Origin of the sequence: Rossellomorea sp. LJF3 (genome assembly GCF_037046045.1) — a bacterium.
In the GTDB taxonomy this organism is placed as follows: Bacteria; Bacillota; Bacilli; order Bacillales; family Bacillaceae_B; genus Rossellomorea.
In genome coordinates, this window is sequence record NZ_JBANLY010000007.1 from 1 (window position 1) to 19,411 (window position 19,411).

The 19,411-nt window shown below is 43.2% G+C and carries 22 protein-coding genes and 1 rRNA gene; 18 read left to right on the forward strand and 5 right to left on the reverse strand.

Features of this window, described 5'->3' with window-relative positions; all coding sequences use genetic code 11:
* The first annotated feature begins 155 nt into the window (after positions 1 to 155).
* The 3 genes from rrf to V8G47_RS08740 all read left to right on the forward strand — a co-directional run bounded on the left by rrf (position 156) and on the right by V8G47_RS08740 (position 2,719).
* Positions 156 to 272 (forward strand): 5S ribosomal RNA (gene rrf / locus V8G47_RS08730).
* 452 nt (positions 273 to 724) lie between these two features.
* Positions 725 to 1,564 carry a tyrosine-type recombinase/integrase gene (locus V8G47_RS08735; protein ID WP_336199761.1) on the forward strand — a complete coding sequence of 280 codons (840 nt, stop codon included), beginning with the start codon at positions 725 to 727 and terminating at the stop codon, positions 1,562 to 1,564.
* A gap of 318 nt (positions 1,565 to 1,882) precedes the next feature.
* Positions 1,883 to 2,719 (forward strand): SGNH/GDSL hydrolase family protein, encoded by an 837-nt coding sequence (locus V8G47_RS08740; protein WP_336199762.1) that lies wholly within the window; start codon positions 1,883 to 1,885, stop codon positions 2,717 to 2,719.
* 71 nt (positions 2,720 to 2,790) lie between these two features.
* Here the strand turns inward: V8G47_RS08740 and V8G47_RS08745 are convergent, their stop codons facing one another.
* Positions 2,791 to 2,916, reverse strand: coding sequence for a hypothetical protein (locus V8G47_RS08745; RefSeq protein ID WP_336199763.1), 126 nt, complete (start codon positions 2,914 to 2,916; stop codon positions 2,791 to 2,793).
* A gap of 606 nt (positions 2,917 to 3,522) precedes the next feature.
* Between V8G47_RS08745 and V8G47_RS08750 the strand changes: the two genes are divergently transcribed.
* From V8G47_RS08750 to V8G47_RS08790, 9 genes are all read left to right on the forward strand, one after another.
* A complete protein-coding gene (locus tag V8G47_RS08750) occupies positions 3,523 to 4,119 on the forward strand; it encodes a CalY family protein (RefSeq protein ID WP_336199764.1) in 597 nt (198 codons plus the stop codon).
* Between the two features lie 122 nt (positions 4,120 to 4,241).
* The gene (gene tapA / locus V8G47_RS08755; RefSeq protein ID WP_336199766.1) at positions 4,242 to 5,096 is read left to right on the forward strand and encodes an amyloid fiber anchoring/assembly protein TapA; all 855 of its coding nucleotides are present in this window, start codon (positions 4,242 to 4,244) and stop codon (positions 5,094 to 5,096) included.
* Positions 5,097 to 5,102: 6 nt separating this feature from the next.
* Positions 5,103 to 5,678 carry a signal peptidase I SipW gene (gene sipW / locus V8G47_RS08760; protein ID WP_336199767.1) on the forward strand — a complete coding sequence of 192 codons (576 nt, stop codon included), beginning with the start codon at positions 5,103 to 5,105 and terminating at the stop codon, positions 5,676 to 5,678.
* Positions 5,679 to 5,704: 26 nt separating this feature from the next.
* A complete protein-coding gene (locus V8G47_RS08765; protein WP_336199768.1) occupies positions 5,705 to 6,331 on the forward strand; it encodes a TasA family protein in 627 nt (208 codons plus the stop codon).
* A gap of 73 nt (positions 6,332 to 6,404) precedes the next feature.
* Positions 6,405 to 6,704 carry a DUF5658 family protein gene (locus V8G47_RS08770; protein ID WP_336199769.1) on the forward strand — a complete coding sequence of 100 codons (300 nt, stop codon included), beginning with the start codon at positions 6,405 to 6,407 and terminating at the stop codon, positions 6,702 to 6,704.
* Positions 6,705 to 6,955: 251 nt separating this feature from the next.
* Positions 6,956 to 7,504, forward strand: a complete 549-nt coding sequence (locus V8G47_RS08775; protein ID WP_336199770.1) for a competence protein ComK — start codon at positions 6,956 to 6,958, stop codon at positions 7,502 to 7,504.
* A 631-nt stretch (positions 7,505 to 8,135) separates the two neighbouring features.
* A complete protein-coding gene (murQ, locus tag V8G47_RS08780) occupies positions 8,136 to 9,038 on the forward strand; it encodes an N-acetylmuramic acid 6-phosphate etherase (RefSeq protein ID WP_336199771.1) in 903 nt (300 codons plus the stop codon).
* Positions 9,039 to 9,128: 90 nt separating this feature from the next.
* On the forward strand, positions 9,129 to 10,487 hold the full coding sequence (locus V8G47_RS08785; RefSeq protein ID WP_411388006.1) for a PTS transporter subunit EIIC: 1,359 nt from the start codon (positions 9,129 to 9,131) through the stop codon (positions 10,485 to 10,487).
* A complete protein-coding gene (locus V8G47_RS08790) occupies positions 10,484 to 11,500 on the forward strand; it encodes a MupG family TIM beta-alpha barrel fold protein (RefSeq protein ID WP_336199772.1) in 1,017 nt (338 codons plus the stop codon). The genes V8G47_RS08785 and V8G47_RS08790 overlap by 4 nt, the downstream gene beginning before the upstream one ends.
* Positions 11,501 to 11,544: 44 nt before the next feature.
* Here the strand turns inward: V8G47_RS08790 and V8G47_RS08795 are convergent, their stop codons facing one another.
* The 4 genes from V8G47_RS08795 to V8G47_RS20825 all read right to left on the reverse strand — a co-directional run bounded on the left by V8G47_RS08795 (position 11,545) and on the right by V8G47_RS20825 (position 15,280).
* Entirely contained in the window at positions 11,545 to 12,495 is a 951-nt protein-coding gene (locus tag V8G47_RS08795) for a polysaccharide deacetylase family protein (RefSeq protein WP_336199773.1), read from the reverse strand.
* Positions 12,492 to 13,838 (reverse strand): glycosyltransferase family 2 protein, encoded by a 1,347-nt coding sequence (locus V8G47_RS08800; RefSeq protein ID WP_336199774.1) that lies wholly within the window; start codon positions 13,836 to 13,838, stop codon positions 12,492 to 12,494. The genes V8G47_RS08795 and V8G47_RS08800 overlap by 4 nt, the downstream gene beginning before the upstream one ends.
* Before the next feature lie 5 nt (positions 13,839 to 13,843).
* Entirely contained in the window at positions 13,844 to 14,683 is an 840-nt protein-coding gene (locus V8G47_RS08805) for a glycoside hydrolase family 16 protein (RefSeq protein ID WP_336199775.1), read from the reverse strand.
* Positions 14,684 to 15,007: 324 nt separating this feature from the next.
* Positions 15,008 to 15,280: a DUF192 domain-containing protein gene (locus V8G47_RS20825; RefSeq protein ID WP_442970820.1), complete on the reverse strand. Its 273-nt coding sequence runs from the start codon at positions 15,278 to 15,280 to the stop codon at positions 15,008 to 15,010.
* A gap of 303 nt (positions 15,281 to 15,583) precedes the next feature.
* Between V8G47_RS20825 and V8G47_RS08810 the strand changes: the two genes are divergently transcribed.
* The 6 genes from V8G47_RS08810 (at position 15,584) to V8G47_RS08835 (ending at position 19,410) form a co-directional block, all read left to right on the forward strand.
* Entirely contained in the window at positions 15,584 to 15,754 is a 171-nt protein-coding gene (locus V8G47_RS08810) for a Flp family type IVb pilin (protein WP_336199776.1), read from the forward strand.
* A gap of 68 nt (positions 15,755 to 15,822) precedes the next feature.
* Entirely contained in the window at positions 15,823 to 16,338 is a 516-nt protein-coding gene (locus V8G47_RS08815; RefSeq protein ID WP_336199777.1) for an A24 family peptidase, read from the forward strand.
* Positions 16,335 to 16,688 carry a TadE/TadG family type IV pilus assembly protein gene (locus V8G47_RS08820; protein ID WP_179886482.1) on the forward strand — a complete coding sequence of 118 codons (354 nt, stop codon included), beginning with the start codon at positions 16,335 to 16,337 and terminating at the stop codon, positions 16,686 to 16,688. The genes V8G47_RS08815 and V8G47_RS08820 overlap by 4 nt, the downstream gene beginning before the upstream one ends.
* Positions 16,689 to 16,690: 2 nt before the next feature.
* Positions 16,691 to 17,599, forward strand: a complete 909-nt coding sequence (locus tag V8G47_RS08825) for a Tad domain-containing protein (protein ID WP_336199778.1) — start codon at positions 16,691 to 16,693, stop codon at positions 17,597 to 17,599.
* A 30-nt stretch (positions 17,600 to 17,629) separates the two neighbouring features.
* The gene (gene cpaB / locus V8G47_RS08830) at positions 17,630 to 18,220 is read left to right on the forward strand and encodes a Flp pilus assembly protein CpaB (protein ID WP_336199779.1); all 591 of its coding nucleotides are present in this window, start codon (positions 17,630 to 17,632) and stop codon (positions 18,218 to 18,220) included.
* Complete coding sequence (locus tag V8G47_RS08835; protein ID WP_336199780.1) at positions 18,220 to 19,410, forward strand: AAA family ATPase; 1,191 nt, start codon at positions 18,220 to 18,222, stop codon at positions 19,408 to 19,410. Before cpaB ends, V8G47_RS08835 begins: the two co-directional genes overlap by 1 nt.
* Position 19,411: the final 1 nt, after the last annotated feature.

The following is a 19,411-nucleotide window of genomic DNA, read 5'->3' on the forward strand; positions in this document are numbered from 1 at the left end:
AGCATGGCGACATGTGGAGTTGACTGATACTAATCGATCGAGGACTTAACCACAAAGAGTCATATTTATATGAACAACAATTGGTCGATATTCGGCTTTCTTGACATCAATTCTTTATCTAGTTTTGAAGGAACAATCCTTCAATTGAATATTCGTCTGGTGATAATGGCGAAGAGGTCACACCCGTTCCCATGCCGAACACGGAAGTTAAGCTCTTCAGCGCCGATGGTAGTTGGGGGATCTCCCCCTGTGAGAGTAGGACGTCGCCAGGCAAATGTGAAGAAAGAGTAACTCTTAGGGGTTACTCTTTCTTTGTTTTTATTGTGTTTGTTCGAAGAACATCAGGTCTCTACTTGACCGCAGTGCGAGGGTAGGGAGGAACAAGAAGGTCGAGGACGCGAGGGAGATAAGACCTTCGTTAAGGTTCCCACACGAGGATCTGAACGAGCGAAGCGGACGAAGAGATTCGCCGCTCATCACTAGCCGCAGCCTTCAGCGCCGATGGTAGTTGGGGGCCTCCCCCTGTGAGAGTAGGACGTCGCCAGGCAAATAGGAAAAAGAGTAACTCTTAGGGTTACTCTTTTTTGGGTTGTTTAAAGTCGAATCTATATAATGAAACCATTGCTTCCTCATTTCTCCATTATATATTCGGAGAAGTTGACTTCTTCTTCAATAAGTTCTACGATAATAGTAAACAGAGGTTTGACTCGAAAGGGTGGTACACTTGCAGGAGTCTTCTAGTGCTACTATTGATCAATTTTTAACATGGCTTGAACATGAAGGGAAATCATCAAATACCATCTCGACTTACCATCAGGAACTTAAGAAATATGAGAAATGGCTTCAGGATAAGAATCAAACACTTGAAGACATTACTCAGCAGGATGTTCAGGACTATATATTATTTTTGGAGGAAAAGGGGAAGAGTCCGACCACGACGGATAAAGTTCTTGGCGTGATCCGAACCTTTGGGAAATATTTAAAGAGGCCGGCCATTACGTTTGATATAAAGATCAAACAGGGAATTAAAAAGGATGAAATTGAAACCCTTTCAAAAGAAGAGTGTACTACACTTTTATCAGAGGTAAGGGAAAGTGAAAATGAACGAAACATAGCGATTGTTTATATGTTACTTCATACGGGTATTCGGGTTTCAGAACTTTGCGCACTGAATATATCCCATATAGATTTTAAGGGGAAACAGGTAAACGTTCTGGATACTCATGGAGATAATAGGATCATTCCTTTGTCTGAAGAATTGATTGAACATCTATATTTATATCTGAATGCTTTCGAACCAAAGGAAGCGGTTTTCGTTTCTAAGAACAATGAGCGTTTAACCGAGCGCTCGGTACAATATATGCTGAAGAAGTTCCATGTAAATGCTCAAAAACTGCGTCATACATTTTGTCAGCATCTTATCGATCAAGGAGTCAGCCTTGAAGTGGTATCTAAATTGGCGGGACATAGGGACATAAACGTAACGAAGAGGTATGCGAGGTCGCGCGTTCCCGATACTGAATTTGAGAAAGCGATTCGACAAACTTTTTCGAAGGATTCATAAGTGAACTAGGAAGGCAAATGTGAGAAGTGTGGAACACCGGTAGTCAGGTTAATTGAATAATGAATGGCAGAACCTCTTTATCAGACAGTGATAAAGGGGTTTTTTTGAAATGATTGAAAGAGTAAACGGGTAATTGCCGCCTGGACTTCTTACTCTGTTTCCTTAATAAGTTCGTTCTTAAATAACAATAACCCAAATTATTTTCCGTCATATTTTTTGTCGGAACTTTGTGGACGGTCATCTACATATATATACAAAATATGTAAGACTCCTTTTGTATCATAGAGTTACAAAATGATAGATTATGGGGGAGTCCAGTTGAAGAAGTTTCTGCTAATCATTCTAGCCATTATGACCATTTCAACAGTAATAGGAGGGAAATACCATTGGAATCAAAAGGTTAGTGCCGTTCAAGGAAAGCTGAATGAAACGGAAGAAAAGAGTAAGGTAAGTAGCGAAGAAGAATTGAAGTCCATTGAGAATCAGAAGGTGGAAAGAGCACGGGAAAAAGATAGATTACTAAAGCTTGATAAGGTCAACTTCTTGCCTAAGGAACTACAGCCTGCCTTTCGAAGGGCAATAGAAGAGAGCCGTCCTGTGCACCTTATGATCACCGGTTCGTCCTCCACTTCACAAAAGGACGGAGCATGGCCAAAATTGCTGGAAAGGCAATTAGTCGATACATATGGGGATTCGTTAATCCAAGTCACGATTAAGGAAATTGACGGAAAAACATCCCAACAGGTAGTGAAAGAAAATCTATATAATGACATGGTAAAGACGAAGCCAGACATTCTTTTGCTGGAACCATTCTTACTCTATGATAATGGAGAAATCAGGATGTCTGAAAGGCTGAAAAACATTTCAAAGATCATTAAGTCTTTCAAGAAAGCAAATCCGGACCTGATCATCTTGATTCAGCCTGCAAACCCCATCTATGGAGCCACTTATTATCCAAATGAAGAGAAAGATTTAGAACGATATGCTAAACAAAACGACTATATATATGTGGATCATTGGAAAGCGTGGCCGAACCATAATAAGAAGGAAATTGAAGAGTTTCTGACTGAAAAGAATGTACCGAATGAGAAAGGGAATAAAACGTGGGCTGCGTACTTGAAAAAGTATTTTGTGAGGGGTGGCGGTAAAGAGTAATCACGACTTTACGTTTATAAAATTGATAAGTCCTCATATTTTGAGGGCTTTTTTAGATGGAAGACACCAATTTAAACTGTGAACTTAGATTCATGAAATTTCAGCTTTCGCTCATACTGTTTCTTCATTTTTTCATCCAGACAACTTTGTATAAGATTAAAGTAATAAGTAGCAAGAAGCTTATGAAATAGTTTCATAACGTACCTCCATTTTTCATAATAAGACTCACGACTGCTTCTTTAAATATCGTATGGATTGTTACCTTCATTCTGTACTATTTACTCATCAAAATGAATAGGGAATGATATGTATCTTTCTAACAAATTTCGCCGTCATTTTTTAAAAAATTATTGGAAAATGAAGAGCAATCGTACCCAATGGATTATTCGTTTGGTGTCCTGAACGATTATTATGGGAGGATGGTAATGAGTTTGTCATAAAATGTCGAGGATATTTGAGTGAACGCAGACTTATCATTTAATCAAACGTTTGTTTAAATGATGCAAACCCACTGATAAACACTTGAATTGTAATAAACGTTGTTTAATGGGTATCAGGTTCTATGAACGTTCAAATCATTTGTTCTTAATAAAGAAAATATTTTCTTGGTGAAAAGCAAAAGATTAAGAAATAAGGAGGAAGTTCGAGATAAAGAACAATAATTGTTCATTTTATTGGTTAAATGACCATTTTTAACCATTTTAAAACTGGGTACTCTGTCATATACTTCAATTGTAAGTTCGTTAAAAAGAACAAAAATCTTTGAAACGAACCTAAATAGTTGAAAACGAGGAGGAATTTCGATGGGAATTAAACAAAAGTTGGGCTTGGGTGTTGCTTCAGCGGTTTTAGGTGTATCACTGATTGGTGGGGGTACATATGCGTATTTTAGTGATACAGCTGAAACTTCAGCAACATTTGCTTCAGGGACAATCGAATTGAATGCTGATCCTACAACAATCATAGATATCGATAATATTAAGCCAGGTGACACAATGCTTCGCTCATTTAAACTGAAAAATGATGGTACGCTTGACATCGCTAAGCTTAGTTTAGCTACTTCTTACACTGTTTCCGATGCAAAAGGGGATAATGCTGGTGCGGATTTCGGCGAGCATATTCGAGTGAACTTTTTATATAATGCAGACAAAATAGATACCCCGATTTTTTCAACTACTCTAAGTGAACTTAAAGGCATGACTCCAGATGTAATAGAAGGGAATATTTTCAGCGGTTGGTTTGCAGAAAGAGGAGGGAAATTAAAAGCAGGAACGTCTGATACCCTCTATGTACAATATGAATTTGTAGAGAACGATAAAGACCAAAATGAATTCCAAGGTGACACTCTAGAACTTAAATGGACCTTCGAAGGTAAGCAAGGCAGAGGGGTAGCTAAGTAAGAGGAAAACAGGAAAGGTGGAGAAATCCACCTTTCTTAATACTATCAAACTCTTAATCCTGTTCAGGTTTTATAAACGGGTTATGCAACCTGAACAGGATTAACTTACCCTCTCCAAAGGACGTGATACCCATTCGATTCTTGAGGTCAAGAAAGTATAAAACGAATTCCAAGCGTTGGAGTATGGCATTACAGCTTATTGCCATCTGGTACATGGTTATTATTACGGGAACGTATCTCAGTTCGGGTACAGATGCATACTTTAATGACCATGATCAGGTGACAGGGCAAATAACAGCAGGAACATGGGAAGTGGAGTCTTCTCAATGGGATAAAAGCTCGTTGGCCTTTATAAATAAAGACCAGACGATCGTAATGAAGGCGTGTCCCCCAGTCAGCATTTCTACAAAAATCAAAAATAATGGGAGTGAAATGAAGGGGACAACAGAATTTGAAGTGTTTTACAAAGAGAGTGGAAACCCTATGAAAGGTAACAAGATAGGGGATGGGATTATACAGCCTATTGCCTCAAAACAGGTCGATGTTCTCACATTTGAGGTGAATAATCCGGGTAACTACAAATTTAGAGCTCTTCAAAGGCCGGGGCATGGCAACAAAGATGATAGTAGACAAGACTTATGGAGTGAAACCGTTACAGTGAAATGTGAGGAAGTTAAAAAATCTCAAGAGAAAGAAGAAGTGAAATCCGAATCTGAACCTGTGAAAGAGGTAGAAGAAAAATCGGTACCAGCAGAAAAAGAGGAGAAAACAGAACCAAAGAAGGCAGTATCTGAACCGGAAACTGAACCAGTCAAGGAAGAAGTAGAGACACCGGATAAAGTGAGCCCAAGTCCTGAGACTGATAAAAAATTAGAAAAAAAGGATGAAACCTCAGAACAAGATAAGAGTGAAGGAATAGAAGTACCTTCTCAACCAGAAACAACTGAATCAGAGGCGCCAATGCAAAAGGAAGGATGATTACAGGTGAACGCAAAGAAGATTAAGAAATTCATCAGTTCGAGTGTTACGGTCGTATTATACCTGGTCCTTTTCACGATGATCATCGTGGTCGTATCTTCAAAAGCAGCTGGAGGAGAACCTGAAATATTCGGGAAGCAGATAAAAACTGTCCTTTCGGGATCAATGGAGCCTGGTATTCAAACAGGTTCCATCATTGCAGTGAAACCAGGCGGCGATATGACCCGGTTCAAAAAGGGAGACGTGATCACTTTTAAACAAGAAGCGAACATGCTTGTTACTCACAGGGTGGTCGAGGTAAAGAAGAGTGGGGATCATGTCATGTATAAAACAAAAGGAGACAATAATGATGCTGCAGACTTAGAGCCTGTCTTATCAGAAAATGTTGTAGGTGAATATACAGGCTTCACCATCCCTTATTTAGGTTATTTCATGAACATCATGAATTCCAAAAACGGAGCCTTCCTATTCATCATCCCGGGAATTTTACTTCTTTGCTATTCAGGCTTTGTCATCGGTAAAGCCCTTTCTCAGATTGAGATAAAGAAAACATCCGAGCCTATTGATAAAAATGTGTCGTAAAGAATGTCCAGAAGGAAGTGGAGTTTATGGGAAATAAGCGATTCACGTTATTAACGATATGTGCAGTATTCCTGCTTGGATTCTTTGTTTTTTCAATGGAGAAAGTGCAAGCGGATCAAGGGGATGCGGCGAATGAAGTAGATATTGCAACATCACCAACTGGAGTGTTTTTTCAAGTGGCTAATATGAAGCCTGGTGACTGGACAACGAAAACCATCAAGGTCCAAAATCAGGGTTTGAAGGATTTTCAATATACGATGTCTTCGGAACTGAAATCCGGTTCGGATCAATTATATAACGCATTAATAATGACGGTATCCGATACTAAAGGGGTCCTCTATGAGGGAAATGTTTCTGGATTCAAAGGGTTTGATGGCCGTAAACTAGCCAGTTCAGAAGAGGAAGGTCTGACTTTTAAGATTGAGTTTCCTGAACATCTGGGTAATGAATTTCAAGGACTCATGTCAGAAGTGAAATTTACTTTTCAAGCAGAAGGTATAGTGGGAGAATCTCTTCCGGTTGGTGGAATGACCCTTCCGAATACGGGAACATTCATCTATAAACTTCTATTGATAGGGGGAATATTATTTTTTAGCGGGCTTGGGGTTTATGTTTACCAATACCGAAGAAGAGTGAATATGGTAAATGGATAAAGCCTTGATGAAAAATAAATCAAGGCTTCCTTTTTTAAGAATGCTATTCTAAAAAGATTGGTGGGGGTGAAGTATGAAGAAACTGTTCCTGGGTGTGGCTGTTCTGAATCTGCTGGATGGGATCATTTCTTTTATCGGGATCAACGGCTCCTTTATGGTAGAAGCCAATCCTTTTATGCATGCTTTATATAGTACAAGCCCCGTACTATTCTTAGGATTTAAAATGACGTTATCTCTCCTCTTGCTCCTTCTTGTATTTTACGATAAAATCCCACGTGTAAAGTGGATCACATCTATGGCTTACATTGCCGGGATCATCTATATTTTTGTATTTTGTCTTCATGGTATTTGGATCATTCAATCCATTATATGATTGAAATTTTTCGCCTCTCTCTTATGGGAGGCTGTTTTATTTTAATGAGATCAGCAGTTTATTTAAGTTTTCATTCGACACTATCTCCCAGGAAATAATCCATTTCCTCAAATTATGAGATTTTTCTTAAAAAATAACAAATATAAATGGAAATATCCTGGGATTGGTATATAATAGTAATAAAGTCTCATATCTAAGAAGATTCTGATAATAGAGGCTTATGATAAAAAGAAAAAAGGATGGTGTTTTGTTTGAAAGATTTAAAAGAGATGGTTACTCGAAGGACTGTGGCAATTTGTCCGGCGTATGATGGGGTTCATCAGTCGGTCGTCTATGACTTTAACAGGAGAAAGACGTACAGTGAAAAATCCTCCATGGAGATTCTGGACGATTCCTGTATGGCATACAGGTCCACCTACGACGGAAGGATCAAAGCCGTCCGGCATGCATTCGACTACCTTAGAAAAACACCTCTCATGATCTGCCCGCAGCAATACATCTATGCGATACCCACCAAGGCCCCGACCGATTATGATTGCATCTGGCTGTTCTGCCAGCATATTGAATCAACCTCCACCATAGAAGGAAAAGCCTATGTACATTTCACGAACGGAGAACAGCTTGAAATCAACTGTTCAGAAAATGTCATCACCAAACAAAGGGAGAGGGCAGCCATCACCATGACCCACTTCTCCACCATCCCGACCATCTCATCCATGAACCGCATCGAAACCGGACTCCACCTGCCTGGATTCCACTCACACCTTCACAACCTGGACGAACTCGGCCCCCAACTTTGAGGGACGGACCTCTAAAAGCAACAAACAACCGAATATCAAAACACAGGAGTAGGAAACATGTTCCAACTCCTATTTGTCGTTGTTTAAATAAAAAAGAGAGTATTAAACAATTGAATCCTCTGTTAACTAGTATTGAGTGGATGAACTCTGAAACTCGTAAGTATTTTGACTGTTTTATTATGCTAATAAAGTTGATTGGAGCGGAAGGTGCTCGACTCCTGCGGGAAACTACGAAAAGCGGAGGCGGCTTGCTCAGCCCCGACAAACATAAGATGAATGGGCCTGGAAGGCGTTTTTTGCCTTCTTGGACCATTTAGCTTATGACCTCGAGGGGCTAGCCGCCGGAGCTGGACAAGGTAGGACACCACTCGCAGCCGAGGAGGCTCACCGCCAGCCCCGCGGAAAGCGAGCACCTGCAGCGGAAATCAACCAGCACTCTCCCTTTCGTCAACAACGGTCGGTTACCAAAATAACTATTAAATTAGAAAACTTCCCCACCATTCCCACCAAAAACAATGGTCTATTCTAAAATATAATTTCATATAATACAAAATGCAATTGAAATATTATTTTAAAAACGAGTATAATAAAGTTAATGAAACCGCATACAGATTTCTGGGAGGAATGACTTGTGAAACAAGATAATGTTTTTGAATTATCAACAGAGAAGGTGAATCAGAATACGCTCGGGATCGATACAGCGAGTACCGGCGAGATTCTCCACATGATGAATGAGGAAGATCAGAAGGTGGCGGAAGCAGTCCGGCTCGTCATCCCACAAATAGAAAAAGTCGTCGATAAGGTCGTGACATCCATCTCTCAAGGCGGAAGATTGATCTATATGGGAGCCGGCACCAGCGGTAGGCTCGGTGTCCTGGATGCAGTGGAATGCCCGCCGACGTTTAGCGTGGACAGTGACGTCGTCGTTGGATTGATTGCCGGCGGTGAGAAGGCATTCGTGAAAGCGGTAGAAGGAGCCGAGGATGATGAGGGATTAGGCGAGTCGGATCTGAAAGAGATCGGATTGACTCCTACTGACACGGTTGTCGGGATCGCAGCAAGCGGACGCACCCCTTATGTCATCGGGGGCTTGAAATATGTACGGGAGTTAGGCGCGACGGCAGTGGCTCTTTCCTGTAATACAGGATCGAAAATTTCTGCCGAAGCGGAGCTTGCCATCGAAGTGGATGCAGGTCCCGAAGCGCTGACGGGATCCACCCGTTTAAAAGCGGGGACGGCTCAGAAAATGGTCCTGAATATGATCTCAACAGCAAGCATGATCAAGCTTGGGAAAGCCTACGGAAACCTGATGGTGGATGTGAATATCAGTAACTACAAGCTTGAGCAGCGGGCGATCGGCATCATCGAGAGCATCACGGGGGCTGATAAAGAAACGGCAGCAGCGACATTGAAGAAGGCGAATAATGAAGTGAAACCTTCGATTGTGATGATTACACTTGGCTGCGGGTACGAAGAAGCGAAGAGCCGCCTGGAAGATGCCAACGGGTATGTCCGGCTGGCCATTGAAAAATAGTCTTATCGTATAGGGGTACCTGTCCCGATCCGTTCATAGAAATAGAATGGGAGGGGCAATCAATAGAGTGAAAGAAAGGGGAAGGTGAAAGTGACGAATAAAGAACTGGCTGGAGTCCTATTGGAACGGTTTGGCGGTGCTGATAATATCGCAAGCTATGAACATTGCATGACGAGATTAAGAGTGAAAGTGTACAACGAAGACCTCATTCAGAAAGCAGAAATCAAAAAAACCGAGGGTGTCCTTGGGTTTGTGGAGGATGAAACGTACCAGGTCATCCTGGGGCCGGGCAAGGTCAACAAGGTGACGGAAGAATTCGGGAAGCTCGTTGCCGCTACAAAAGGGGATCTTGACCTGAAGGCGCGGGCTGCAGAGCAAAAGGCTGATCTGAAGAAAAAGAACGCGACGCCTTTCAAGCTGCTTCTAAGACGAGTGGCAAATATCTTCATTCCCCTTATCCCTGCGCTGATTGCGTCAGGGTTGATCACCGGGTTCACGAAGTTCTTCGTGCAGGCGGGCTGGTTGAGCGGGGAATCCCAGCTTGTCATGATGCTTTCCATCATCGGAAGTGGATTATTCGGGTATCTCGGCATCCTTGTCGGGATGAATGCGGCAAAGGAATTCGGCGGATCGGCGGCACTCGGTGGCTTGGCCGGAATCCTGATCATCAATCCGGCGATTGGTGATGTGACACTGTTCGGGGAAAATCTGCTGCCTGGACGGGGCGGATTGATCGGTGTCTTGATTGCCGCCATCTTCATGGCGTTTGTTGAAAAGAACGTTCGAAAGGTCATTCCACAGGCGATCGATATCATCGTGACGCCTACGATTGCGTTATTGGTTACAGGCTTATTGACATACACCGTATTTATGCCGGTCGGCGGTTTTATTTCAGACATTATTACCAATGGTCTTCTTTCTCTTATTGACATGGGTGGCATTGTGGCCGGATTCGTCCTTGGCGCAACCTTCCTGCCACTCGTTGTGACAGGCTTACATCAAGGATTGACACCTGTGCATTTGGAACTGATCAATACGATCGGGGACGACCCGCTCTTGCCGATCCTTGCAATGGGTGGAGCCGGTCAGGTTGGGGCGGCATTTGCCATCTTCATGAAAACGAAAAAGAAGAAGCTGAAGCGGGCGATCGGCGGGGCGCTTCCTGCCGGGATGCTTGGAATCGGTGAGCCATTGATTTTCGGTGTCACCCTTCCATTGGGAAGACCGTTCCTGACGGCCTGTTTAGGAGCAGGCTTCGGTGGAGCATTCCAAGCGTACTTCGATGTGGCGACGTTCGCCATCGGTGTTTCCGGTCTGCCGTTGATCTTCCTGGTCAACGCAGGGGAGATTCTCTACTATACCCTTGGACTATTGATTGCCTATGCGGCAGGATTCGCTCTGACGTACCTGTTTGGATTCAAGGATGAAATGGCGAGTGAGTTTGAATGATCGGAATTTCCGTCTACCTGTCTGATGAAGATGCCGAGGCAAGGATCCTTCGTGCCTCTTCATCAGGTGTCAAACTCGCTTTTACCTCTCTTCATATTCCCGAAGAATCAGGTATCAGCCCTGAGCGGGTGAGGGATCTCCTCTCCCTTTTTAAAAGGGAAGGATTCCAGGTATTCGCCGATGTATCGAAGAAAACACCTAGTATGCTTGGACTTCATCAATTTGAAGAACTGAAGGAATTAGGCGTCACGTGCCTGAGACTCGATGATGGATTCACGACGGATGAGATGCTCGAGTTATCCCGTCAGTTTCGGATTGCCATCAATGCCAGTACCGTCGGGGAAAAAGAACTTCAGGGTTGGATTGAAAGCGGGATAGCAACAGAAAACATGATTGCCTGGCATAATTTTTATCCGAAACTGGAAACGGGGCTGGATCAGGAGTATTTTCTTGATCAGCAACATCTGTATGATACGCTCGGTATTCCCGTCTATGCGTTCATACCAGGCGATGAAAAGAAGCGCGGCCCTCTGCACTTGGGACTTCCCACTTTGGAAGACCATCGCGATCAAAGTCCTTATGTCAGCGCCGTACAATTGAAGCGATGGGGCGTCGCGGGTGTATTCGTTGGCGATCCGGGCTGTTCTGAGGAACTGCTGGGAAAACTTGTACGCTTTGATCAGGAAGATATCATCGAGCTTTCTTACAGTGGAACCGGGGAAATTGAAGGGGAGTACGGGCTCAGACCGGATCCGGGCCGGGATGTGTTTCGGTTATTGGATACAAGGACAGAAAGCGGGATTCCTCCACAACATACCGGGGAGCGGCCACGTGGTACGATTACACAGGATAATGATCTGTATGGGCGGTATAGAGGGGAAATGCAGATTATACGAAATGACCTCATGAGAGATCCGGCTGTGAACGTGCTGGGAAGGATTTGTGATGGAGAATTGTCATTGACTGACATGCTCCAACCGGGTCAAAAGATTAGACTCATAAAAGTTGAATGATGAAAATAAAAAAATCCTGTCTTCCAATGGAGACAGGATTTTTTTTATTGATCAACATAGCTTTTAAATTGTTTCAGAGTGACAGAATGGAAGATTTGATATCTGGGAATCTCATATATGTGAGATTCAGGGGTAGCTAAAGCTTCTTCGGTGGTGAATGCCATTTTGAAACCGAGTTCTTTCAGGGTATCGATGGTGTCGGGTGAATATTCTCCGTAAGGATAAGCGAAGGCGAGATTCTCACCTTCTAGATGAAAGAGGCTTATACCCAAATCTTTTTTTACTGATTTTCCCGATTTGGACAATAAATAAGGTGTGAGTGCGCCACTCTTTTCATGATCCCGTTTGTGAAGGTTATAGGTGTGACTCTCATAATGGAATACATCGCATGCCTTTGTGAGTTCTTTTGTACTGAAGTACTGGACATATTCCGGGGTGTATGGCTGAATACGGTTGGAAATGGATCCGGTGATCAAGAAGCTTGCAGCTTGAAAACCATACTCTTTTAATATGGGATAGGCTTCGACATAATTATCTTTGTACCCGTCGTCAAAGGTTATGACAACACTTTTCTCGGGAATCTTCACATCCCGGGATAAAAAGGAATAAAGCTCCTCTAACGTCAATGCCACAAAATCATTTTCTTTAAGGTATTTCATTTGATTACGGAAATTCTCTGTTGTCACGATCATCGGATTAATTTCTCCGTCGATGTAGTGGCGTTTTGACAGGTCATTTTTATCTATAATACGGTGATACGTCAGGACGGGAATGCTTTTTGCTCCTTCTCCTTTTACAGTAAATGAACGTATTTCCTGCTCTGACCCCTTGATGCAGGCATCAATGCCAAGTTCCTTGTTTTCAGGGTAGGCATCTTTGTATTCTTTGGCCAGGAGATCATATTTGTTGATGAAGAACCCGAATCCTAAGAAGATAAAGCTGACAAGAAAGAGAAATCCAAAGGCAAAAGTGACTTTCATGATAAACTGCTTCATGCCCTTTTTTCTCCCTCCCAGCCTACAGATCCCGACCGCTCCAGCTTATCCCACGCCTGGGGCTTATAGAAATACGATAATGTCCCGTACACAACAAAGGCCAGATTGATCATCCGGTAAATAAAGATTTCAAAAGGAAGGAAGAGCAGGATGCGCCCAATATCCTTTTTTGAAAATGTAATGTTATGCAGATGACAAATATAAATGGTCGTGATGCTTTGATACATGAATAGGAAAACCGCCGTAAACCCGAGCAGGATCAATAAAATAAAGTTTCCCCTGTTCATAAAAAGTACAAAGGGGGTGATGATGACAGGGAAGGCGTTCAGAGTGCCGATCAGAAACTGATCCAGGAGAAAGAAGATTGAGAAACGTTTTGAGAATTTGTGGAAATAACATCTGCGATAGTGAACGAGGCAGTCAATAAAGGCCTTCTGCCACCGGACCCTTTGTTTGAACATATCCCTGAATGTACTGGGGCATTCCGTATAACAGATGGCGCCCGGGGCAAAGGCGATCTTCTCTTTTCGTCCATTCTCTTCTATCCACTTATGGAGCTTTAAGGTAATATCCATATCCTCTCCGATTGTGCTCCGGAACCCTTTGATTCTAAAGAGGGTCCCTCTCCGGAATGCTCCAAACGCTCCGGCAATCACCGTTATGGCACCGACAGTGGCCTGAGCCCGCTTATGAAGGAAGAATGCCGTTAAATATTGGAGGAACTGGTATCTTATAATGCCGCTTACCTGAAAGGTTGGTTTTAATTGATGCAGTTCACCTTTGAATGCTTGAGCGATCATGACGTTTCCACCCGAAGCGATGACTTCCCTTTCCTGGAACACATCATTCATTTCCGATAAGGCATTCGTTTCTAACATACTGTCTGCATCGAGAGTAATGATAATCTCATTTTTACTAAAGTTGATGCCGGCATTGAGTGCATCTGCTTTCCCGCCGTTTACCTTGTCCAAGACGAAGATGCTGGGATATTTAGTGGAACGATAGACATTAAGTATTTCCTTATGCTTCAATCTGCTGTCTACAGGTCGATAATATGCCTTCAAATCAAGGGTTTGAGCTAATACCTCGAGGGTTTTGTCTATGGAACCGTCATTGACGATGACAAGCTCGGCCCCACGATGATCCTGATGAAGAAAACCCTGTATACAATTCCCGATCACCTTGTCTTCATTATAGGCGGGGACAATGACAGAAAAGCTGTGATTCTTAAAGACGGCCTTTTTCTTCTTCTTTTCATTTTTGAAAATGGGAATGATGATATAAATGGTCTGGAACAACACAAAGGCGATAAATATAGCGAATGTGAGATAGAGAAAAAACATAGCATTTATCCCTCCTTACTGTTTGCTTGATAGACCCTTACATAGTCGATAAGAAACTCTTTCGTCGAGCTATCATTTGGATCGGGTGGACCGGGCCACGTTCCGCCAATGGCTGTATTAATATAAAGAAATAAGGGGGTGTCAGGTGAATACATCTTCGTTTCAAAAACGACTTCACCATCAAGCGTCCATGAAATGTTCTCCTTCTCCCAAATCAATCCATACGTGTGAAAGTCATCAGAAAAATTGGTCTCGCTGGTGTAGGTAGAATAGTCTCTCTGTTTTTCTCCATTTGAATCTGTCCAGTGAACGACAAAATAAATTTCATTCGGCACCTGCCCGATATTTTCCATGATATCAATCTCAGGAAGCCATTTTTCATTATTGGAATTTACGAGCCATAAAGCAGGGAAGATTCCTGTTCCTTCAGGGATCTTTGCCCGTATTTCCACTTTTCCGTAAGTGAATTCAAAGAGGTCTTCTGTGGTGATGGCCCCGGATGTGTAGCTCCTCTCTTTGAACCGTTCTTTTTTTGATTGTATAACCAGATGTCCATCCCTGATTTTCAGATTGTCAGGAGAGTAGTATTGCAACTCTTCATTCTTATCTGAAGCCCAATCCTGCAAGTTCCACCGGCGTTTGAAATCATAGCTGTCAAAATCATCGTTCCATACTAATGACCAGGGGCTTTCTTCTTTAACTTCTGCGGATAACGCCTTTGGAGGAAGCTCCACCTCCCTTTTTATCACTTCACTTTCCTTTGTCCCCCCCTCAGATATGGTGAGCTTTTTCTTAATGGAATAAAGAACTTCTTCATGATTAGAACAACCCGAGACTGTGAGCATCGCCAATAATATCCCCGCTATTAATCGAATCGTACTCCCCCCTTTTAAGAGAATAAGGATATTTTCCCTTTATTAAGAACATCTTGACGGAATACCTGGAGAATGCGCTTGTTCTGTATTGAGAACAATTGTAACAAAAAAAAATAAAGGGGTAAAGAATAAACAAATCAATGTGAATGTAAATTTGTTTTCCCCCCATGTTTATTGAGTGTTTAATGCCTTCCACCGGTTGAACTCCATAAAGAATGTCGTGACCGGGTGATAGGGGATGAGTCCCCAGGAGGCATTGCCTTCAGTTGCTATGACATGGATACCAAGCCAGTCTCATAAGACCGGCTCTTTTCTCGTGTTTCTAATTATGTGTCCTTCCTTTATTCCAAGTAGCTTGATACTGCCTGCAGGGAGTTCTAAAACAGAATGTGCCTGTTTAACGGGTGAGGTTATTTTCCAGGGCTGTAAGTCTTGCACGAGTTTGATCACTTTTTGTTCTCGATTGAGGAACGCTACATCAATGGGAAAGTTCATAAAGAACATATGAATGGAGTTGCACGGAATGATCCAGAGCCCTTCTTCTTCCAGGGGCCGCTTCCTGAACATCAACCCCTTTAATCTGGAGGAAAAGCAATCGGCCATCTTTAATGAATAGGGAATTGTTCGATATAAGGTGGTTTCCTCCAAGTCTTTCATCCTATCACTCCTTTAAATATATAAGATAGACCTACTATACATCAGAAAACGGATGGTTCTCAATAGCGAATAATGTCGATTTTTTTATACACTAAGACTATTTACATGTTCATTATAATGAACTATTATGAATGTACAAGGTGGTTCTTAAAGAAGAACAAATAGTAAAATATAATGAACAAACACAAGGAGGAAATACAAATGGTAAACAAAATGAAGCAGTTAGTGATGGAAGAGGAAGGGCAAGGGTTGTCGGAGTATGGAATGATTTTGGGGGGCGTAGTGGTTGTAGCCGCGGCTGCTGTAGCCTTGTTAGGACCAGAGCTTAGAACATTGTTTAACACAGTACTAAATAGTTTACGCGGTGGGGCAGGTACGTTATAGGTACACAAATAAGCCCTACTATCTTGTAAAATAGTAGGGCTTAAAATTAAAAAATGAGGTCGATGAAATTGATCACAATCTATATCACTCTCAGTCTAGCATTAGGCATATCCCTAATAACGGACATCAAAAATAGAAAAATCCTAAACATCGTCACTTTCCCCACTATCCTATTTGGCCTCCTATTCCATTCCATTACACAAGGATGGGATGGATTTTTTTTTAGCGGGGCGGGCTTACTGGTGGGGATTGGGACATTGCTGATTCCGTTCTTGCTTGGCGGCATGGGTGCAGGGGACGTGAAGCTGATGGGCGCGGTCGGGGCCCTGATGGGATCGGCCTTCACTCTGAAAGCATTTGTTGTCGTGGCCCTTATAGGGGGTTTGATTTCTTTGATCCTGATCTTGAAGAAAAATGGTCTCATGCATTCTCTTAGAAGCTTATACATCTTCCCGGTTTTGTTATCGGGGACAAAAGGCATGATTCATTTGAAGCCTGACGCGAAATCGTCCATTGCCTTTCCTTACGGTGTCCCGATCGTCCTTGGAACATTATTGACAGTAGTATGGGGTGTTGTCTCTTGAAAAGTGAAAAAGGCCAGTCTCTTGTGGAATTTGCGTTTGTTCTGCCTCTGCTTTTATTGCTTATCTTTGGGATTGTTGATTTTGGAAGGTACTTCCACGCTGCGTTGACGGTGGACCATGCCGGCCGTGAAGCGGCGAGGGCTGCCAGCGTAGGAAAGAGTGATGTGGTGGGAGTAGCTGTGAGGAACGGTTCGAGCATCGGTTTGAGTGCCGGGCAGGTACAGTTTTCGAAATCCACAGAGGAGGCTACCGTCCGCATCGTCTACCCGGTCACATTTATTACGCCTGTTATAGGATCCCTTGTTGGGACTTTACAAGTGGAAGATACCACAGTGATGAGGATTGAATGATGATGAGCCGATTAAAATCTTTATTGATGAATGAACAGGGAAATATAGCGGTGACGGCAGCCTTATTTATGATCGTTTTGTTAGGGGTGGTGGGGCTTGCTTTGGATGGGGGAAAGATTTATGCCGAAAAGAGCTCCCTGCAAAAAGCCCTGGATGCTTCCGTTTTAGGGGGAGTACAGGTCATTGCCAGTAAAGGTGAAGCAGAGGCGATCACAGTGGCGAAAAGCCTGGGAGCCAAAAACGGCCATTCCCTCGATGGAGGTACATTTTCCACTACGGGCAAATCGATAAAAGTCAGTCAGGAAGTGAAGGTGCCACTCACATTTGCCAGGTTTCTGGGTTTTAGCGAAGCGGAAGTTTCCGCATCGGCAAAAGCCATTGCAGCCCCATTGAAGAAAGGGATGAGGATTACCCCGATTGCGGTGGAGAAGGATTCCCTGCCGCATAACACGGAATTGAAATGTGAGAATACCGGAAAAAATCATGGGAACTGCGGCTACTTAGCCTTCGATGGCAGGGGGGCAAGCAATCTTAAAGACAATATCATAAACGGGGTGGAAGTTTCGGTTGGGGAACTTGGAACGGTTGAGACCGAACCGGGACAGAAGTGGGGACCCGTTCAGGATGCCTTTGAAACCCTGATCAGCCGTGATGCAGGCAAGCCCCATTGTCAAAGCGCTGCTACGGCCGACAAACAATGTGCCCGTGTCATTTATATCGTGGTCATCGATACGTGGGAAGGGGTCAAAGGCAGGGATACAGTAAATGCAGTGGGATTGGCGGCCTATTGGCTGGAAGGCATGCCTGAGAAGAAAAGGGTGACAGGTAAGTTCCTCAAAATGGTCATTCAAGGAGATATTGATGAATCGGCCCCTGATTATGGGTTATATGGTGTGAAATTGGTTGAGTAAACTCTTTATTACTAGTAGCGGGAGGATGTTATGAAAACGAAGCGTATATGGATGTGGTCCTTTGTATTTGGAATCATTGCGGCACTTGTCGCTTATGTCGTCGTCATTCCGGCACCTGCACCGGTTCCTGCTTCCACGACTACGGCGGTGAAGGACGATGGGAAAGAGAAGCAGGACGAAAAAGATCCTGAAGTGCCAAGCAGGGAAATGAATAATAAAATGATTCCCGTTGCGGAGGGGATGCGAGCCGTCTCCCTTAAAGTAACGACCCTCGAACAGGGAGTCTCAGGGTATATTGAGCCAAATTCACATATCGATATCGTTGCCTACGAATCAACAAGAGATGAAAACTCGAAAAAGGAGATGCGGACGTCTAAGCTCGTCCTTCAAAATATCAAGGTCCTCGCTTCAGGGAAATCAGCGGACGGTACCGACGAAGCCCTTCGATATGAAACGGTGACAGTGGAAGTGACACCGGCTCAAGGGGTGGAACTCAGTCTGGCCTCGAGGGATAAGGACGGATTCTACTTTATGCTCCGTGGTAAAGAAGATGCGGATATTGAAAAAAATCCCATCTCATTTTCAAGGGAAGTCTTTAAAGAAGGGGAGAGTGAGGAATAGTGATTAACTGGTTTTATTACTCAGATACGGACACGGCTCCGGGGGATCTGGAGTTACTCCTTCAGAAACAATCATATGAGCTCCACCAATTTCCACAGTGGGAGGACTTGATCTATCGAATAAAGGAAACGGATCATTCCATTCTATTCCTTAAAGCCAATGCCATCTATGACGGATTCGATCTGTGTCAGGAAATCTCGATTATGTTTCCTCATCTCTATATCATATTAATCGTGCCGGATCATTTGGATAGCACAAGGAGAGCCATGAATGTGGGTGCTTCAAACATCCTCCGTTATTCCTCCGAACAAGGGGAGAAAAAGGAAGTCATCGATCAAGCCGTTAAATACTTAAAGCTCCGTGAAAGTGGAGTGAACTTTCATCTTTCAAAAAATTGTAAAGTGATATCGGTCTGCAGTCCTAAAGGAGGGATCGGTCGCACCACTACGGCAGTCAACCTGGCAGTGACATATGCCCAGATGGGGAAAAAGGTAGGGATGCTTGACGCGAACCTTCAATTTGGTGATCTCAACATGCATTTGGATATCAGACCCAATGGGACCCTCTACGAGTGGGTGAAGGAAGAGTATGAACAACATAGCTTTTCTCTGGATAAATACTTATTTGAACATAACAGCGGAGTCTCCATCCTCCCAGCACCCCTCAGACCGGAATTTTTCGAAATGATCACGGAAACCCACATAGAGAAAGTAATCGAAGAAATGAAGATGAGATTTGACATTTTGATCATCGATGTCCCTTCCTATTTGTCAGAAGTTCATTTGAAGTGTCTGGAACGCTCGGAAGAATGCCTTTTGCTGGTGACGAATGACCTGCCGGTTTTAAAAAGAAGTAAGCTCTACATGGAAGCGCTGGATTCATTCCAATTCAGTGAAAAGATAAAGATCATTCATATGAAGGATAAGAAGAATAAGCAGGTGGACCCGAGTAAGATGGAAAGAATTCTTGAAACCACCGTCTTCGGAACATTACCAACGCAAGAGATGGTTTCTCAATCGGTTAACCTCGGGGTGCCCGTTGTTCTTTCCCATCCCCGTAAACCGATCGGGAAGAGTTTTCTCACATTAGCCAAGAAACTCAGCGATCCGGCTGCACAATTAAAACAAGAGATCCCACCAAAAACGAAAAAAGGCGTCAAACAATTAGTCCCTATGAAAGGAAGGGTGTAGG

Excerpts from the sequence above, each read along its gene's own strand:
- V8G47_RS08745 (WP_336199763.1), bottom strand. The coding sequence starts at position 2,916 with ATGAAACTATTTCATAAGCTTCTTGCTACTTATTACTTTAATCTTATA.
- V8G47_RS08750 (WP_336199764.1), top strand. The coding sequence starts at position 3,523 with ATGGGAATTAAACAAAAGTTGGGCTTGGGTGTTGCTTCAGCGGTTTTA.
- V8G47_RS08765 (WP_336199768.1), top strand. The coding sequence starts at position 5,705 with ATGGGAAATAAGCGATTCACGTTATTAACGATATGTGCAGTATTCCTG.
- V8G47_RS08770 (WP_336199769.1), top strand. The coding sequence starts at position 6,405 with ATGAAGAAACTGTTCCTGGGTGTGGCTGTTCTGAATCTGCTGGATGGG.
- V8G47_RS08790 (WP_336199772.1), top strand. The coding sequence starts at position 10,484 with ATGATCGGAATTTCCGTCTACCTGTCTGATGAAGATGCCGAGGCAAGG.
- V8G47_RS08795 (WP_336199773.1), bottom strand. The coding sequence starts at position 12,495 with ATGAAGCAGTTTATCATGAAAGTCACTTTTGCCTTTGGATTTCTCTTT.
- V8G47_RS08800 (WP_336199774.1), bottom strand. The coding sequence starts at position 13,838 with ATGTTTTTTCTCTATCTCACATTCGCTATATTTATCGCCTTTGTGTTG.
- V8G47_RS08805 (WP_336199775.1), bottom strand. The coding sequence starts at position 14,683 with ATGCTCACAGTCTCGGGTTGTTCTAATCATGAAGAAGTTCTTTATTCC.
- V8G47_RS20825 (WP_442970820.1), bottom strand. The coding sequence starts at position 15,280 with ATGTTCAGGAAGCGGCCCCTGGAAGAAGAAGGGCTCTGGATCATTCCG.
- V8G47_RS08810 (WP_336199776.1), top strand. The coding sequence starts at position 15,584 with ATGAAGCAGTTAGTGATGGAAGAGGAAGGGCAAGGGTTGTCGGAGTAT.
- V8G47_RS08825 (WP_336199778.1), top strand. The coding sequence starts at position 16,691 with ATGAGCCGATTAAAATCTTTATTGATGAATGAACAGGGAAATATAGCG.
- cpaB (WP_336199779.1), top strand. The coding sequence starts at position 17,630 with ATGAAAACGAAGCGTATATGGATGTGGTCCTTTGTATTTGGAATCATT.